The sequence below is a fragment of the Alloalcanivorax marinus genome, from assembly GCF_016906305.1.
In the GTDB taxonomy this organism is placed as follows: Bacteria; Pseudomonadota; Gammaproteobacteria; order Pseudomonadales; family Alcanivoracaceae; genus Alloalcanivorax; species Alloalcanivorax marinus.
Window position 1 is genome coordinate 1 of the sequence record NZ_JADDOL010000007.1, and the last position, 16,700, is coordinate 16,700.

The window sequence follows — 16,700 nt, forward strand, 5'->3', positions numbered from 1 at the left end:
CGGGCTGACAGGGGATGGTAGCTAATCATCTCCCTGCGGAGAGACACAAGGAGCGGCTTGGCGCGGGCTCAGTTTTCCAGCGCCGCCAGTTCCTCCTCGAAGAAGAAGCGGTCTTCGCCGAGGGCCGGCTCCAGGTGGTTGAGCCAGGTGGCGTCGGGATTGTATTTGGCGAAGAACGGCCGCTGCACCCAGTCCGCGTTGCGGCCCTGGATCAGGCGCAGCACGAACACCTTCTCGCCATGGATCTCGGTGACGCCCTGGATCTCCACCTTGCCCGGGTGGCTGGACATGCTCGGGCCGCGGGCGGTGCGCGCCAGGCCGGAGACCTGCTGCATGGCGTCCCGGTAGATCTCCCAGGCGCGGGCCAGGGGCACTTCGAAATAGTGGCGGGCGCCGGTGTCGCGCTCCACGAACATGTAGTAGGGCACGATGCCCAGTTCCACCTGGGTCTGCCACAGCCGTGCCCAGTCCTCGGCGTTGTCGTTGATGTGCGCCAGCAGCGGGCCCTGGGCGCGGATCTGGGCGCCGGTCTCGCGCACCCGGCGGATCGCTTCCCGGGCGATGGCCGGTTCCATTTCCCGCCAGTGATTGTAGTGGGCCATCAGCGCCAGATGCTTGCCGGCGGCGCGCACTTCGCGGAACAGGGCCAGCAGATCGTCCGCGTCGGCGTCGGACACGAAGCGCTGCGGCCAGAAGGTCAGTGCCTTGGAACCGATGCGGATGGTGCGCACCTGCTCCAGTTCCAGCAGCGGCTCGATATGGGCGCGCAGGTTTTTGGTTTTCATCACCAGCGGGTCGCCGCCGGTGATCAGAATGTCGGTGATTTCCGGGTGGGCCTGGACGTACTTCTTGAGCTGGCCGGCTTCCTTGGTGGCGATCTTCAGGTCGTTGTCGCCGATGAACTGGGCCCAGCGAAAACAGAAGGTGCAGTAGCTGTGGCACACCTGGCCCTGGCTGGGAAAGAACAGCACGGTTTCGTTGTACTTGTGCTGAATGCCGTCGATCTTCTCGCCGTCCACTTCCGGAATATTGTGTTCCATCTGGCCGGCCGGGTGCGGGTTGAGCGCCTCGCGCACCGCCGCCACGGTGGCGTCGATCTCCGCCTTGTCGCCGCCGCGCAGGGCCGCCGCCACGCGCTCGAAATGCTCCGGAGCGAGCATGTCCTTTTGCGGAAAGGTGAGCTGGTAGATGGGGTCGTCGGGCACCCGGTCCCAGTCGATCAGTTCCTCGATCACGTACTCGTTGACGCGAAACGGCAGCACGCTGGCCACCACCCGCATGGCGAACCGGGTGTCCTCGTCCAGGCGTTGCAGCGGTTCGATCTTGTCCAGTTGGCGCGCGGTGAACACCTTGAACCGGCGGGGTTCCCATTGCTCCGCTCGCGGCTGTTCGCGCAGGGGGATGATCTTGTTGGCGTTTGACATGGTTTTCGCTCCTGATCATGTGCCGGCGTCGACACACGCGCGCCGGTACACTGGCCGCTTAACCAGCGTTGTGGATGTACATCACTGACGACGGCCGGTGACACCGGCCGGAAAACGGGCTCCGGGAGCCCCATGTGGCTCCGGCGGAACAGCGGCCGGAGCAAAGGCGCGTAACGGGACGCGGCGGGTATCGAAGGGCGGCGGGCCGGCCTTCGAGGCGGCGTATTCTACGGTCCACCCCGGCAAAGCGCAAAAACGCGACGGACCGCAACGACGCCATCCGTGTTATGTTTCTCCCCGTCATCAGGGAGGGATCCATGCAGGATTTGATCATCAGGCTGGCGGCGCCGTTGGAGCACGCTCTGGCCTGGCTGTACAGCTTCTGGCCGGCGGTCGCCGGGGTGGTCGGCATCACTCTGGCGGTGATGGTCACGCTGCATGTGGCCCAGCACAAACGCGACGCCCGCGCCGCGGCGGCCTGGACCGGGCTGGTCTGGCTGGTGCCGTTTCTGGGGGCCGCCCTGTACCTGATGCTGGGCGTCAACCGTATCCAGCGCCGCGCCCGGCAGCTCACCGGCGGCGGCATCGACGCCGCCCTGCGCGCCGGCCAGGAACAGGGCACGCCCCTGCAGACCGACCGCCTGCAGGTGCTGGCGCGGCTGGTGGGCCGGCTCACCCGGCTGCCCCTCACCGGCGGCAACCGGGTCACGCTGATGGAAGCACCGGAGGCCCTCGACGCCATGGTGCGGGCGGTGGATAACGCCACCGAAAGCGTCTATCTGGCCACCTATATCTTCGGCAACGACGCCGCCGGCCGCCCCCTGGCCGACGCCCTGGCGCGGGCCCACCGGCGCGGCGTGCGGGTGCGGGTGCTGCTGGACGGGGTGGGCGCCCTGTATTCCCTGCCGCCGATCACCTTCCGGCTGCGCCGCCAGGGTGTGTCGGTGCAGCGGTTTTTGTATTCCATCGCGCCCTGGCGCATGCCCTATATGAACCTGCGCAACCACCGCAAACTGATGGTGGTGGACCGGGCCCTGGGCTTCACCGGCGGCATGAACGTGCGCGCCGGCTATGTGGCCGAGCCGGCCACCATCCAGGACCTGCACGCCCGGGTGGAAGGCCCGGCGGTGGCCCACCTGCTGCTCAGCTTCGCCGCCGATTGGGCCTTTACCTGCCGGGAAGAACTGAACGACAACTTTGCCGGCGACATGGACCTGGGCACGGTGCAGGCCCGCGGCGTCAACACCGGCCCGGACGCCGACTTCGACAAGCGCCGCCTGACCATACAGGCCGCCATCGGCGCCGCCGAACGGGAAATCCGCCTGGTGACGCCGTACTTCGTGCCCGGTCAGACCCTGCTGGCCAGTCTGCAGCTGGCGATCCTGCGTGGCGTGCGGGTGGTGATCCTGGTGCCGGAGAAGAACAACCTGCGGCTGGTGCAATGGGCCAGCCTGCACGCGCTCAAATGGCTGGCCAAGGAAGGTGCGGAAATCCACGCCTCGGCGCCGCCCTTCGACCACACCAAGCTGTTCACCGTGGACGGCCACTGGGTACAGCTCGGCTCCGGCAACTGGGATGCCCGCAGCCTGCGTCTGAATTTCGAGTTCGACCTGGAATGCTATGATGACCCCCTGGCGGCCGACGCCAACGCCCTGATCGACCGCAAACTGGCCCGGGCCCGTCCGCTGGCCGACGCCGACTTCCGCGCCATGGCGCGCTGGCGCCACGTCCGCAACGCCCTGGCTCACATGCTCGAACCCTATCTCTGACCCACCGACAAGGACCCGAGACCCTATGCGCCTGCCCCGTGCCCCGGAACTGCCGGATGCTCTGGTGACGCTTTCCCGACTGCAATTTCTGCACGGCTTCGTGGTGGTGGCGGTGGCCTCCGCCATCTGGCTGCCCGACCCGGTCACCGCCCGGCCCTGGCTGGACATCGTGCCGCTGCTGGCGGCCCTGTACGTGCTGCTGCAGACCGGACTCTACTTCGGCGCGGAACTGGCCCGGGAGGGTCGCACCCTGGCGCCGGCGGCGAGTCTGCTGCTGGTGATGGCTACGGCCACGCCGTTCCTGCCGGCCTGGCTGTCGGTGCCGCTGATGGCGGTGGCGGTGATGATGCTGTTCGGGCTGGAGAAGGTGGGGGCGGTCCGCGAGCACTGGCCGGAAGCCTGGCTGCGCGGCCGCAAACAACACATGCAGTTCGTGATGGTGTCCCTGGCCAGCGTGCTGTTCTGGCTGATCAGCCAGGACAACCGGGCCCTGCTGAACGCCGCCGGCGGCTGAGCGCCGGCGGCGGCCGGTCACTTCTTGGCGGGCCCGCCCGGGCCCAGCAACGCCCAGATGATCAGGCCGATGACCGGCAGCACCAGCACCAGAATCACCCACAGAATTTTCTCGCCGGTGCTGGCACCGGACTGCACGATCTTGATGATGGCCAGAATATCCAGCACCAGAATGATCAGACTGATGATCTTGCTCATGTCCCGCTCCCTAGGTGTGATTGAACAACCCCTCCGACGCTAGCCCGCCCCCGCCCCCCGGTCCAGCGCCGCAAGGTAAAAGCCGGTAAAGCCCCGGACTGGCGTCCCCCCACCGAATCATTACAATGGACCGCCGCGAAGCTGAAGCCCGAAGGGCGAGCAAGGGCCGCATAAAGAGTGCTTGCTCCAGCCCAAGTGCGATGAACTTGCACATACAATGACAGTTTAAAAATGCCCCGGTAGCTCAGTCGGATAGAGCAAGCGCCTCCTAAGCGCTAGGTCGCAGGTTCAATTCCTGCTCGGGGCGCCATCTTCCGACCGATCCGAATTTACCCACCTTTACAGACACCGCCCGCCGCTCGCGGCATGCTTTGCCGCATCCCAGACAGCAGTGGTGAAGTCTCATGAACGTCAGCACCTTGAACCCGCGACGCGGCCGGTTCTTCAACAGCACCGATCAGCGGGAAGTGGAGCGCCTGGCCCGGCAGTACGGTGACCACAGCGAGCAGGTGCGGGCGTTTATCGACGAGCTCCGCTCGGTGGACGAGATCGACCATCTGACCCATCAGGCGGTGCATCAACTGGTGGCCAGCGAGCTGGCACTGCCGTTGCCCCGGGGCTACGCGGCGGCCTGATCCGGGTGATGTGAAATTTTCTGAAAGAAGGTCAACGACTTTCACGTGAAAATGACGTGACCGGCCTCATTCTCCTGGCACCACCCAGGAGGTCGCGTCATGATCGGCTTCACCTTTCTCAGCAAGCGGTTCGACAGCAGCAACCCGGACGATGTGGACGCGATCGCCGACCCGTACGGCGTGTTCGCCGACGACGTCCGCGCCTTTATCGATGAGGCCCGCCGCCACGGCGAAGTCGACAAGCTGAGCCACCAGGAAGTGCACCGCCTGATCGCCAGCGAACTGGCCCTGCCGGTACCCGACGCCGGCGTGACGCTTTGATCCAGTCTGGCTGATCCGATCCGGTTCGCGCCGGGACGGCTTTTGACGTAACGTTCCCTCCGATCGTGCATCCATGGTTCCATACGCCCAGGATCGCCACCCACCCGGAGGAGCCCGCCATGAAAGACACCCGGCCTCTGCTGCTGCGCAGCGGCACCGACTTTCCGCCGGTGCGGCGGCGGCGCACTCGTATTCTGCAGGTCAATCTGGGGTACCTCTGCAACCTGAGCTGCGTGCACTGCCACGTGAACGCCGGGCCCACCCGCACCGAGCAGATGAGCCGGGAGGTGGTGGACCAGGTGATCGCCGTGCTCGACCAGGGTCAGGTGCGGGTGCTGGACCTGACCGGCGGCGCTCCGGAAATGAATCCCCACTTTCGCGATCTGGTGCGCGCCGCCCGTGCCCGGGGCGTCACCGTGATCGACCGCTGCAATCTGACCATCGTGCTGGAGCCCGGCTACGAGGACCTGCCCGCCTTTCTGGCGGAGCAGGGCGTGCAGATCGTCGCCTCGCTGCCGTGCTATCTGGAAGACAACGTCAACCAGCAACGCGGCAAGGGCGTCTATCAGGGCAGCATCGAGGCCATCCGCCGGCTCAACGCCGCCGGCTACGGCGACGATGACGCCCTGCCGCTGGACCTGGTGTACAACCCGGTGGGCGCCCACCTGCCGCCGCCCCAGGCCGCCCTGGAGGCGGACTACAAACGCGAACTGGACGAGCGCTTCGGCGTTCGTTTCAACCGGCTGCTGACCATCACCAATATGCCGATCAGCCGCTTCGGCGCGGTGCTGCTGGCCCAGGGCGCCTTCAACGACTACATGCAACTGCTGCGCGACAACCACAATACCGCTAACCTGGACGCGGTGATGTGCCGCGACACGCTCAGCGTGGATTATCGCGGCTATCTCTACGATTGCGATTTCAACCAGATGCTGGATCTGCCCCAGGGCGGCGGCCCACGCCACCCCCATCTCGGCGAGCTGCTGGCGGCGGATAAGGACGGCGAGGCGGTGTTCGTGGCCGACCACTGTTTTGGCTGCACCGCCGGCGCCGGCAGCAGTTGCGGAGGAGCCCTGGAATGAGTGTGAGCGTGGTGGTCCCGGTGCTCGACGAAGCCCGGTGCCTGGACGATTTTCTCGCTGGTCTGCGCGAGCGCCTGGGCGAGCAGGACGAAATCATCGTGGTGGACGGCGGCAGCGAAGACGGCAGCCCGCTGATCGCCCGCGAGCACGCCGACCTGGTGCTGCACTGCGACCGGGGCCGGGCCCGCCAGATGAACCTGGGCGCGGAGCGCGCCAAGGGCGACTGGCTGTGGTTTCTGCACGCCGACTGCGGCAGGGTCAAGCGCGGCCACCTGGCGGCGCTGCGGGCGCTGCCCGAGGACGCCCAGTGGGGCCGCTTCGACGTGCGCCTTTCCGGTGATCACCGTCTGTTCCCGGTGATCGGCCACGCCATGAACCTGCGCTCGCGCTGGACCGGCATCGCCACCGGCGACCAGGGCATCTTCGTGCGCCGCGAACTGTTTCTGGAGCTGGGCGGCTTTCCGCTGCAGCCGCTGATGGAGGACGTGGCCCTGAGTACCCGCCTGCGCGGCCGCGCCCGGCCGGTGTGCCTGCGCCCGCGTCTGGTGGCGGACAGCCGCCGCTGGGAAGAGAACGGCGTGCTGCGCACCACCTTGCTGATGTGGCAGCTGCGCTGGCGCTACTGGCGCGGTGAGGATCCGGCGCGTCTGCACCGGGACTATTACCGCCACCATTACCGTCAACCGCACACCGGCACGCGCTGACCATGGGCGCGCCGGACCCGCGTTCCGACACCCTGCTGATGGTGTTCGCCCGGGCGCCGCGCCTGGGCGAGGTGAAGACCCGGCTGGCCCCGGCCCTGGGCGACCAGGGCGCCCTGGCGGTGTACCAGCGCCTGCTGGACCGCACCCTGACCGTGGCCGCCGGCCACCCGGGCCCGGCCCGGCTGATGCTGGACCGGGACGACCCGGCCCTGGCCCGTCGCGCCGAGGCGCTGGGGCTGACCGTGGGCCGCCAGCGCGGCGCCGACCTGGGCGAGCGCATGGCCCGGGCTCTGGCCGAAGGCCTGAGCCAGGCACCCCGGGTGCTGCTGGTGGGCTGCGATTGTCCGGTGCTGGATCAAACCTACCTGGCCCTGGCCGACGATCACCTGCGCCGCCGCCGTGTGGTGCTGGGCGCCAGCGAAGACGGAGGGTTCGTGCTGATCGGCGGCAGCGACGCCACGGTCTGGCGGCCGGACCGGTTCAACCGGGTGCGCCTGGGCGGCGCCTATGCCCTGGCCGATACCCTGGTGGCGCTCAACGACGTGGCGCTCAACGACCTTTCCCAAGACGACGAAACCGGCGTGGCGGTGCTGCCGCCGCTCTGGGATGTGGATCACCCGGAAGACGTGGCCCGGGCCCGCCAGTTGGGCGTACTTCCCTGAAATCGTCCCACTCCTTGGGACGCCGACGATGAGCTGGTGATTTTTTGGCCGTATACTCGGGAACCATGGCGGTGCGTCCCGGTGTCCGGGCGCGCCCCCCGCATTCAAGGGAGTGACACATGCAAGAGCCAGCGGTGCTCAACGACGGCGTGATCGCCGAACTGCGCGATATCATGGGCGGCGATTTCGAAACCCTGGTGGAATCCTATCGTCAGGACGGCCGCCAGCGGCTCGACGCCCTCCAGCAGGCGATCCGCGAAGGCCACGCGGAAGGGGTGCGCCAGCAGGCGCACAGCTTCAAGGGCAGCAGTGGCAATCTGGGCGCCCAGCGAGTGTCGGCGCTTTGTCTGGAAATGGAACAACTGGCCCGGGACGATCAGGTGGACGCCGCCGGCGACCGGCTGGCGGCGCTGGAACAGGCTTTCGAGGAATCCTGCCAGGCCCTCGGCGCGCAACCCGCCTGAAAAGCAGGCCCCAAAAAAAACCCCTCTTCCAAAGGGGGTGGAAGAGGGGGGGTTGTGAGCGCTATTTCTAGCGCCTTGGGGGGATACCTGTTGATGTGTTAAATGCTACCGACCATCACCCCCGGGTGCTGTAAAAACCGGTGAGCGATTGTAAAAGTTGGCGATAGTGTGGCGGCAATCTGTAGCCCGCCGTCGACGACGAACGGGGGATCCGTACCGCCCGTTGATCGGAATTTGTAAGAGATATCTTACAAGGCTGTAAGCATTTGTACCATTCTTACGTGCGTTTTTGTCTCTTCGTTACCTCACGCCTTTCTCTAAGCGATTGATTCCAAAGAGCTATCACTTTTTCGGTGGTTTTTCGGGCCCAGATTTTATGGATGTTTAACCCGCGGCGCGGAAACGGGTTGCTATAGTGTCTCCCGTGTTCAGGGAAATCAGAGCACAGGGAATGGCTAAGGAAGGCGGACACGGAAGTCCAGGTGAGCGCAATCGGGTAAGGACAACTCGACGCAAAAGGGCGGCAGGATGCCGCCCTTTCTCGTTTCCGGCTACCGAATTACCGGTTCACCGAATCACCATTCGCGAATCAGCTTGTCACGCTTGTTGGGCACGCCATCCCACTCCTCGGCGTCCTCCGGCGAATCCTTCATCTCGGTGATGTTCGGCCACTTCTCGGCCAGCTCCGCATTGATTTCCAGGAAGTCCTGCTGATCCTCCGGCAATTCGTCCTCGGAGAAGATCGCGTTCACCGGGCACTCCGGCTCGCACAGCGCGCAGTCGATGCACTCGTCCGGGTGAATAACCAGGAAATTGGGGCCTTCATAGAAGCAATCCACGGGGCATACTTCCACGCAGTCCGTGTGTTTGCACTTGATGCAGTTTTCACCTACTACGAACGTCATTAGCCTGTCCTCGCCAGGGGTGTTCTCGTCTCGTTCCGCGCCGGCGTCGCGCCGACGCCATGCGACTTGGGGGCGGCGCTAGTCTACCGGACTGCCAGCTTCAGGCAAGCGCCGCAACCGGTCCGCGAACGCATATGGATATAACGCCTGCACCGCCCGATCAACGCCGGCGGCAGCGGCTTCAGCCGCGAAACGCCGCGAAATCATTCCTTCAACGCCTTAAGCGCGTACAACCGCTCCAACGCCTGCCGGGGGGTCAGCTCGTCCGGGTCGATGTCCGCCAGGGCCTTCTCCACGGCGCTGGGCGCGCCGAACAGATCCGCCTGGGCCGGCGCCGTGGCCGGGGCGGGGGGCGCCGACTTGGGTCGCTCGCCCTGTTCCAGCTCCGCCAGTTTGTCGGTGGCGCGGCGGATCACTCCCGCCGGCACCCCGGCCAGCTGCGCCACCTGTAACCCATAGCTGCGGCTGGCCGGCCCCTCCTGCACCCGGTGCAGAAAGACGATGCGGTTATCGTGCTCGCTGGCGGTCAGGTGGGCGTTATAAACCCCGGGCAACTGCTCCGGCAACTGGGTCAGCTCGAAATAATGAGTGGCGAACAGGGTGAATGCCTTCAGATTAAGCGCCAGATGCTCCGCCGCCGCCCACGCCAGGCTGAGCCCGTCGAAGGTGCTGGTGCCACGGCCGATCTCGTCCATCAGCACCAGGCTTTCACGGGTGGCGTTGTTGAGAATATTGGCGGTCTCCGACATCTCCACCATGAAGGTGGAGCGGCCGCCGGCCAGATCGTCGGAGGAACCGATGCGGGTAAAGATGCGGTCCAGCTTGCCCACCCGGGCGCTGGCCGCCGGCACCGCGCTGCCGATATGGGCGAGCAGGGCGACCAGGGCGGTCTGGCGCATATAGGTGGACTTACCGCCCATGTTCGGGCCGGTGATGATCACCATGCGGCGCTGGTCGTCCAGATGCAGGCTGTTGGGCACGAAGGCATCGTCCAGCACCTGCTCCACCACCGGGTGGCGACCGTCGACGATCTCCACCACCGGCTCTTCCACCAGATGCGGCTGCACCCAGCCCAGCGCCTCGGCGCGCTCGGCGAAGGCGGCCAGCACGTCCAGCTCGGCCACCGCCGCGGCGCTGCGCTGCAGCCCGGCCAGCTGTGACGCCAGGGTCTCGATCAGCTGCTCGTAAAGCCGTTTCTCCAGGGTCAACGCCTTGCTCGACGCGGACAACGCCTTGTCCTCGAACTCCTTGAGTTCCGGGGTGATAAAGCGCTCCGCGTTCTTCAGGGTCTGGCGGCGCTGGTAATCCATGGGCGCGTTGTCCGCCTCGCGGCGGGACAGCTCGATGTAGTAGCCGTGCACCCGGTTGTACTTCACCCGCAGGGTGGAGAAGCCGGTGCGCTCGCGCTCCCGGGTCTCGATGTCCACCAGCACCTGGCCGGCGTTCTCGCTGATCGAACGCAGCTCGTCCAGCTCGGCGCTGTAGCCTTCGGCGATCACGCCGCCGTCGCGGATCAGCATGGGCGGGTTCTCGATCACCGCCTCCGCCAGCAGCGCCGCCTGCTCGGGAAACTCCCCCAGCCGATCGTGCAGCGCCGCGAACGCCTCGTCGTCCGGCAACGCCGCGTGCAACGCCGGCAGCGCCTCCAGGCTGGCGCGCAGGCGGGTCAGATCCCGCGGCCGCGCCGAGCGCAACGCCACCCGACCCAGAATCCGCTCCATATCGCCGATCCGGTCCAGCACCTCGCGCACCGCCTCGAACCGCCAGCCGTCGCGCAGCGCCGCCACCCGCCGCTGGCGGTCGCCGAGCACCGCCCGGTCGCGCAACGGCCGGTGAATCCAGCGCTTCAGCAACCGCGCGCCCATGGCCGTCTCGGTGCTGTCCAGCACCCAGGCCAGGGTCGGCGACTCGTCGCCGTTGAGCGTCTCGGTGAGCTCCAGATTGCGGCGCGTGGCCGCGTCCATGGCCACCCCATCGTCGAACGCCTCCAGGGCCAGCCCGGTCACATGGGGCAGGCTGCTGCGCTGAGTATCCCGGGCGTACTGCAACAGGGCACCGGCGGCGGCCACCGCCACCGCCGGCGGCTGCCCGAACCCGGACAGATCCTGCACCCCGAACTGCTTGCACAACTGCCGCAATGCCGCCTCGCCGTCGAACTCCCACGGCGGCCGCTTGCGGCACCCGGCGCGCTCCACCAGCACCACCGGCAAACCATGGTCCTCGCACACCAGCAACTCCGCCGGCTGCCAGCGCTCCAGCAACGCCTGCAACTGCTCGTGCCCCTCCACCCGGGTCACCACGAACCGCCCGGCGGCCAGATCCAGACTGGCCGCCCCCACCGCGGACCCGTCCTCGAACAGGGCGCACAGCAAGGTGTCCCGCCGCTCCTCCAGCAACGCCTCATCGCTCACCGTCCCCGGCGTCACGATCCGCACCACCTTGCGCTCCACCGGCCCCTTGGCCAGCGCCGGATCGCCGATCTGCTCGCAAATCACCACCGACTCGCCCAGCTTCACCAACCGCGCCAGATACCCCTCCGCCGCGTGATACGGAATCCCCGCCATGGGAATCGGCTTGCCGTTGCTCTGCCCGCGCTGGGTCAGGGTGATGTCCAGCAACCGCGCCGCCTTCTGCGCATCACCGAAAAACAGCTCGTAAAAATCCCCCATCCGGTAGAACAGCAACTGATCCGGATGCTCGGCCTTCAGGCCGAGATACTGCTTCATCATAGGGGTGTGTCCGGAAAGATCTTCCTTAGGCATATCAGCGTTTTTCCTTGATTCTGGCCAATTATTGCCAGATAAATCAGTAGCTTGTGTTGTGTCTCGTAATCTGCGCTGGTCCGTCTGCGTCCGTGGGAATCCGTGGGAAGCGCATGACTGGGTGTAGGTTTTGATGTAGGTTTGAAGCTGAGGCTCGGCAGGGACATTCCGGGGGCGGACAATCCAGGGAAACCTACACGTACTACCGCGCGCCCACCACGGAAAGGGCTAGGTGGGCTGCCTGAACACGACCAGCGAAGTGAGAGCGAAAGATGGAGCATAACAAACGCAACACCAAGCCTCTATCGGCCCGAGCGGTGGAGACCATGCGCCCGGGCGACGCGGACAAGACCGATGTCGGTGAGAACACGGGTCTCAGAGTCACCTGTGGCTCCACCGGCGTGCGAGCCTTCATCTATCGCTACAAGAGCCCGGAGACGGGCAAGCTTACCCAGGTAAAGCTGGGAAACTATCCGGCGATGACGCTCACCGAGGCACGTATGAAACTGGCGGAGCTGAAGGCCCTGCGCGCCAGCGGTGTCTGCCCGAAAGCGGAACGGACCCGCCTGCGCCGGCGCGCTGAAGAGGAGGAGCGTGAACGTGAGCGGCAGGAACAGGCCGAGCGCTTCACCGTAGCCGACTTGGTTGAGCTCTATCTGTCCGAGGTGATCGAGGACAGGGTGGTCGTCGATTCCCGCACCGGCGAGCGTAAGCGGCTCCCCGGGGCGCGTAAGCCCAAAGGCCAGGCTGAGACCCGGCGTACCCTCTACAACGACCCTGTCCGCGTGCTGGGGCGCCGTAGTGCCGGTTCCCTGACTCGCAAGGATGTGGTGGCCATGGTGAAGGAAATCCTGGATCGTGGTGCTAACGTGCAGGCCGGGAACGTGCTGCGTGAGCTGACCGCCGCCTACGAGTACGCTATAGGGCTGGACCGCTTCCCGGACGACTTCGCCAATCCAGCGCTGTTGGCCAGGGGAAGTCTGCGACAGAGCCGAGTGCGGCTGACCCCGCAGAAGGGCAAGCGGGTGCTGTCCGACAACGAGCTCAAGGCGGTACTGGCTTGGCTGCCTGGCTCCGGGTTCTCCGCCACGCAGAAAGATGTCCTCTTCCTGACCCTGTGGACCGGCTGCCGGACCGGAGAGGTATGCCAGGCGGAATGGCGGGATATGGACCTGGACAACGGCACTTGGCACCTGCGCGAGTCCAAGAACAACGCCGAGCGATACGTCCAACTCTCCCGCCAGGCCGTGGCCTTCCTCCGCCAGCTCCCGGCCAACGGTAGCCCCTATCTCTTTCCTTCCTCGCGAACAGGCCTGCCGATCCAGCAGAAATCGCTTTCCGAGATCAAATGGCAGCTACGCAACCCTGACAAGGTGAAGGAGAACCGGGCCTTCCGGCCGGAGCAGTGCTGGCTGGAGACGATCAATGACTGGTCGCCGCACGACCTGCGGCGTTCCGTGCGTACCGGCCTGGCGAGGCTGCGCTGCCCCAGTGACGTCGCCGAAGCGATCCTGGGGCACTCCCAGAAGGGTATTGAGGGCACCTATAACCTGCATGGCTACGAGGAAGAATGCCGGGAGTGGTTGCAGCGGTGGGCGGACCATCTGGATACGCTGCGGTAAATGCTGGCTTTCAGGCTGTATTGTTATCCGGGGGTGGAGGAATGCGGGGTAAATCGGCTCGGGGGCGTCTACGGGCCTTTGGGATTCTGGATAGCTCGCCCTGATACTCTTCGCGGATGCTGCGGGCTCTTTCCTCGACCAAATCCTCGAACGCTTCGCGCGCTTCTGGGTCCGTCTGGGCCGCTATGGTGGGATCTTCTACCTGGAGCTCCAATCGTGCGGCCCGGTCGGTTAGCTGAGCGATAACACGTTGGTGTTGCTCAAGGCGCTGTTTCTGCAACTCTTCTTTGTGCTCCGCTTCCTGAACCGCTTTCTGGCTTGCTTCTGCAAGGCGCTGGTCCATTTCGGCCCTAAAGTCCCGGCTCATGCTGTTCTCTCGGCGCACTAGATCCTCAAGAGCCTCGCCGATAGTCATCTTCTGTTTTGTGGCAAGTTGGCGTAGCAGAGTTCGTAGATCTTTGCTCATCCGTAAGTTGTAGGTGCTGAGGTGTTTATCTTCCTGTCTCTTTTTCCACTGGTAGTACGCGGAGCGCATTCTCAGCTCCAGCATAAGGTAGGGAGAGTACGCGGGATCTTGGGGCGCTTGGTTGGCGTGATCGCGCGGTGGCCAATTGGCTAACAGTCCACTCAGACGCAGCCCAAATGACTTCCACTCGTTGGAAGGGGGTACGGTATGACCGCGCTGTCCTAGGTACCTGGCGGCCCATTCGCAGTGTTCTTGGTCCTCGACCTGAAGCCAATCCAGCCATGCCCTTCCCATTGTAGCCCCCTATGCACATGTCGGGTTCGAGATGTCCGAAATCTTATTTTCCATTGTATTATTACACATCAAAGATTAGATTTGTGACGTGTTTTAATTCCATTTTTAATAGGTGTAAGTCATTGGAAATATGGGGACCAGGAGGCAGCCAGGCTGGCTTGATATGGTTACTGGAAACGGAAATGCCGCAGTTATCGCCAGAGGCTAAGTACCTGCTTGCGAGAGTGTGGTTTGCGTTCGGAACCTCTCCGGTGAGGTTGAAGGTTAAGCAGCTGGAGGCACTATTCGGGATCAGCCGAAAGACATTTCTCAATGCCAGGGACGAGCTGCTGGCGGACCCCCGATCGAAGAGGGAGAAGCCTTACCTGGTGAGGTGCTATCGGGACGATTGGGATGACGAGCGATTTGGTGAATTCACTCGGGGGCGTCCTGTACGGGAGTTCCGTTTAGAGAGGGCTTTTGGCGCAGAGCTGGCGAGCGCGCCGGCGGGTGGACGGGTGGTGAGCCAGGCGAACAAGGCAGTCGCGGCTCTTCAGTGCCGGACGATACAGCTACGCCAAAGTACTGAGCCCGGCAATGAGCGCGTGGCGGCTGAGGCTGAGGAGCTTTCTCCTCCTCGCCTCGCCGTTCCGGGCAAGCTGCTGTTGGCGATTCTATGGTCTGTGGCGGATAGGCGAGGGGTGGTGCACGACGCTGGGCTCCGTCGCCTCTCTCGGCTAGCGGGGATGTCCCTCTCTCGCGTTCGTAATCATCTTAACCGTCTGGAGCAATTGGGGTTCTTCACGTTGAGGGTTTCTGGTCTGACCGGGCGGTTCCTGCCGGGTAAGGTGCCGGGTGCCCTGGTGTTGAACGGAGCCGCCATTGGCTATTCGCGCACTGTCTCTAAGAGCCGCATTCTGGACTTGGGCGAGCTTGAGTCGATAGCGTTTGTACACAGTAAGAGCGACCAAGCTCTGAGAAAAAGGAAGGTTGCCGCTGGCGGTAAAGCAAAGGGGGGCGACTCGGATCAATGGATTGAGGCGGAGGCTGCGGCTTATCCCTGGCAACCACCGAACCAGAAGAATCAGAGGGATGAGAAAGAGCGCAAGGAGAAGCCACCACCGCTATATACGGTATTCGCTGGTGAGCCCCGCCGTGCGGAGATTCGAGAGTACCTGCTGTTCAAAGCTTGCGCCTATGTGACCTGGCTGGTTAATGAGCATCCAACCCAGCTGCTTGCCTGGGGGGCTGACAAAGAGGATGAACCTGAAGCGGCTAGGCTCCTCTTGGCAACGGTACAGGAGGAATTGTTGTCCAATGGTTCATTGATCGCCAAGTTTGAGAGCGGAAGGGCATTATTGGTACGTTGGTTCTGCCTTCATGTTTGGCGAAGGGCTCGGGAGGTTATAAGCGCCATCGCGGTGGCTGAGAAAGATGAAGGCTTCGAATCGGTAATCGGGAGTATCGGTTCGCGTTACTCGGATATCATCGTGCTGCCGATGCGGGGGTACACCCTTCAACTGCTCACCTATGAGTTGAAGGGAGACGTAGCCAAGGTTGAGGCGGAGAGCCAGCCGTAGCGGCAATATAATTGTACGATGGCGTGGTTGGAGTGGTGGCTCTCCGGGCCGCTAGCCATAGGGAGCTCGCCTCCGAGCGGCGGGTGATTTGTGTCGGTCTAGTAGTATATACATACTCGTCTGTTGTCTATGGCATGCCCTTCATCGACCACCGTCATGAACTCTCAACCAATAAATAAATAGTTTCCCTGAGGTTCCTATGCGAAGACGCATAGGAGAATCGTAGTGGAACCCCACCCGGACAACCGTAACTTAACACTCACCGATAGCCCGTTCTGGAAAGGTTGGCCGCTTTGTCCTGGCCACATGCCCTTCATTTGTGAGTATCTGGACCGCTTACTTGAAACCATGCAGGAGGCCTTGTCGGCCTATAATCGAGTCTGCGCATTCCGATTTGACCTGCACTATCCCCCTGAATTGGCGGTTGTGCCTGAGTCAGCGATCTCAAGGTTTTTCCATCAGCTACAGAGAGAAGTGGAAGGGGATATGGCCATGAGGGTACGGAGACACCCCTGCCGCGTTCGTTACGCCTGGGCGGCTGAACGGCACCTATCTACCCGAAACCACTATCACGTGGTCATTCTTGTCAATAAGGATGCATATCACTCCTGGGGTCATTTCCCAAACTTAGTGGGCGGCGGTAGGGATTGCAGGTATAGAGCAGGCATGGCGCATTGTGTCATCCGGGCATGGGCTCATGCCTTGGGCGTCCCACCTGAGACAGTGGTCGGCAGCGTCCATTTTGCGAGCAACGGCGTCTATTACTTGAACAATAACGGACCGGACAATTCCAGCCAGTTTGCGGCTATATTCGAGCGTGCCAGCTATCTGGCCAAGGCGAGCACGAAGGTTTATGGCCAGGGGGCGAGGTGCTTTGGCTGTTCCCGCCGTCGGCAATCCTCTGTATTCCAGTAATTTTTAATGGGCGCTCCTCATCCCGTGTAGGATTATGAGGAAAAGCAAATGAAGATCATGCGATTGGAAGAAGTCATGGCCTGCACGGGCCTGGGGCGGTCGTCCATCTACAAATTGATGGCTGATGACGCATTCCCGAAGTCGGTGCCGCTGGTGAACCGCTCGGTGGGATGGGTCTCCCATGAAGTGGAGGGGTGGATCAAGGACCGTATTGATGAACGGGACCGGAAACTGGCGGGGGAAGAAGAGAGCCTGCCGGCATGAAAAAAGCCCGCCGACCGCCGATAGGGCAGTGACGGGCTTTCGCTTGGGTCGCTGTGATGTAGTGTGTTGGTTACTTTCTATCGATAATGCACCCTCCTTGTCCGTTTCTTAGATATCCCGGTCCGCTTTAGGGCGGAGATT

The 16,700-nt window shown here is 63.8% G+C and carries 17 protein-coding genes and 1 tRNA gene; 13 read left to right on the plus strand and 5 right to left on the minus strand.

Going from position 1 to position 16,700, the window contains the following annotated elements; genetic code table 11:
- Positions 1 to 68 precede the first annotated feature (68 nt).
- Complete coding sequence (locus IM760_RS07820) at positions 69 to 1,424, minus strand: KamA family radical SAM protein (RefSeq protein ID WP_204428113.1); 1,356 nt, start codon at positions 1,422 to 1,424, stop codon at positions 69 to 71.
- A gap of 317 nt (positions 1,425 to 1,741) precedes the next feature.
- On the opposite strand from IM760_RS07820, the gene IM760_RS07825 reads away from it, so the two are divergent.
- A complete protein-coding gene (locus IM760_RS07825) occupies positions 1,742 to 3,193 on the plus strand; it encodes a phospholipase D-like domain-containing protein (RefSeq protein ID WP_204428115.1) in 1,452 nt (483 codons plus the stop codon).
- 25 nt (positions 3,194 to 3,218) lie between these two features.
- Complete coding sequence (locus IM760_RS07830; protein ID WP_204428117.1) at positions 3,219 to 3,707, plus strand: hypothetical protein; 489 nt, start codon at positions 3,219 to 3,221, stop codon at positions 3,705 to 3,707.
- 17 nt (positions 3,708 to 3,724) lie between these two features.
- On the opposite strand, the gene IM760_RS07835 is transcribed toward IM760_RS07830, so the two are convergent.
- On the minus strand, positions 3,725 to 3,904 hold the full coding sequence (locus tag IM760_RS07835; RefSeq protein WP_204428118.1) for a PLD nuclease N-terminal domain-containing protein: 180 nt from the start codon (positions 3,902 to 3,904) through the stop codon (positions 3,725 to 3,727).
- A 233-nt stretch (positions 3,905 to 4,137) separates the two neighbouring features.
- Here IM760_RS07835 and IM760_RS07840 point away from each other — a divergent pair.
- From IM760_RS07840 to IM760_RS07870, 7 genes are all read left to right on the plus strand, one after another.
- Positions 4,138 to 4,214: transfer RNA gene (locus tag IM760_RS07840), tRNA-Arg, on the plus strand.
- A gap of 94 nt (positions 4,215 to 4,308) precedes the next feature.
- The gene (locus IM760_RS07845) at positions 4,309 to 4,539 is read left to right on the plus strand and encodes a hypothetical protein (protein WP_204428120.1); all 231 of its coding nucleotides are present in this window, start codon (positions 4,309 to 4,311) and stop codon (positions 4,537 to 4,539) included.
- 99 nt (positions 4,540 to 4,638) lie between these two features.
- Complete coding sequence (locus tag IM760_RS07850) at positions 4,639 to 4,860, plus strand: hypothetical protein (RefSeq protein WP_204428122.1); 222 nt, start codon at positions 4,639 to 4,641, stop codon at positions 4,858 to 4,860.
- A gap of 119 nt (positions 4,861 to 4,979) precedes the next feature.
- On the plus strand, positions 4,980 to 5,942 hold the full coding sequence (gene arsS / locus IM760_RS07855; RefSeq protein ID WP_204428124.1) for an arsenosugar biosynthesis radical SAM (seleno)protein ArsS: 963 nt from the start codon (positions 4,980 to 4,982) through the stop codon (positions 5,940 to 5,942).
- Entirely contained in the window at positions 5,939 to 6,646 is a 708-nt protein-coding gene (locus IM760_RS07860; protein ID WP_204428126.1) for a TIGR04283 family arsenosugar biosynthesis glycosyltransferase, read from the plus strand. Before arsS ends, IM760_RS07860 begins: the two co-directional genes overlap by 4 nt.
- A gap of 2 nt (positions 6,647 to 6,648) precedes the next feature.
- Positions 6,649 to 7,308 (plus strand): TIGR04282 family arsenosugar biosynthesis glycosyltransferase, encoded by a 660-nt coding sequence (locus tag IM760_RS07865; protein ID WP_204428127.1) that lies wholly within the window; start codon positions 6,649 to 6,651, stop codon positions 7,306 to 7,308.
- Positions 7,309 to 7,427: 119 nt separating this feature from the next.
- On the plus strand, positions 7,428 to 7,772 hold the full coding sequence (locus tag IM760_RS07870; protein ID WP_228234228.1) for an Hpt domain-containing protein: 345 nt from the start codon (positions 7,428 to 7,430) through the stop codon (positions 7,770 to 7,772).
- A 575-nt stretch (positions 7,773 to 8,347) separates the two neighbouring features.
- Here IM760_RS07870 and fdxA read toward each other — a convergent pair.
- On the minus strand, positions 8,348 to 8,677 hold the full coding sequence (gene fdxA, locus IM760_RS07875) for a ferredoxin FdxA (RefSeq protein ID WP_204428128.1): 330 nt from the start codon (positions 8,675 to 8,677) through the stop codon (positions 8,348 to 8,350).
- 203 nt (positions 8,678 to 8,880) lie between these two features.
- Positions 8,881 to 11,406 carry a DNA mismatch repair protein MutS gene (gene mutS, locus IM760_RS07880; protein ID WP_239549692.1) on the minus strand — a complete coding sequence of 842 codons (2,526 nt, stop codon included), beginning with the start codon at positions 11,404 to 11,406 and terminating at the stop codon, positions 8,881 to 8,883.
- 305 nt (positions 11,407 to 11,711) lie between these two features.
- Between mutS and IM760_RS07885 the strand changes: the two genes are divergently transcribed.
- Positions 11,712 to 13,061, plus strand: coding sequence for a tyrosine-type recombinase/integrase (locus tag IM760_RS07885; protein ID WP_204428130.1), 1,350 nt, complete (start codon positions 11,712 to 11,714; stop codon positions 13,059 to 13,061).
- Positions 13,062 to 13,071: 10 nt separating this feature from the next.
- Here the strand turns inward: IM760_RS07885 and IM760_RS07890 are convergent, their stop codons facing one another.
- On the minus strand, positions 13,072 to 13,596 hold the full coding sequence (locus tag IM760_RS07890) for a hypothetical protein (protein WP_204428131.1): 525 nt from the start codon (positions 13,594 to 13,596) through the stop codon (positions 13,072 to 13,074).
- 407 nt (positions 13,597 to 14,003) lie between these two features.
- On the opposite strand from IM760_RS07890, the gene IM760_RS07895 reads away from it, so the two are divergent.
- The 3 genes from IM760_RS07895 to IM760_RS07905 all read left to right on the plus strand — a co-directional run bounded on the left by IM760_RS07895 (position 14,004) and on the right by IM760_RS07905 (position 16,559).
- Entirely contained in the window at positions 14,004 to 15,380 is a 1,377-nt protein-coding gene (locus tag IM760_RS07895) for a helix-turn-helix domain-containing protein (protein ID WP_204428132.1), read from the plus strand.
- A gap of 348 nt (positions 15,381 to 15,728) precedes the next feature.
- Entirely contained in the window at positions 15,729 to 16,295 is a 567-nt protein-coding gene (locus IM760_RS19120; RefSeq protein WP_420838121.1) for an inovirus Gp2 family protein, read from the plus strand.
- 48 nt (positions 16,296 to 16,343) lie between these two features.
- Positions 16,344 to 16,559: an AlpA family phage regulatory protein gene (locus tag IM760_RS07905; protein ID WP_239549693.1), complete on the plus strand. Its 216-nt coding sequence runs from the start codon at positions 16,344 to 16,346 to the stop codon at positions 16,557 to 16,559.
- Positions 16,560 to 16,700: the final 141 nt, after the last annotated feature.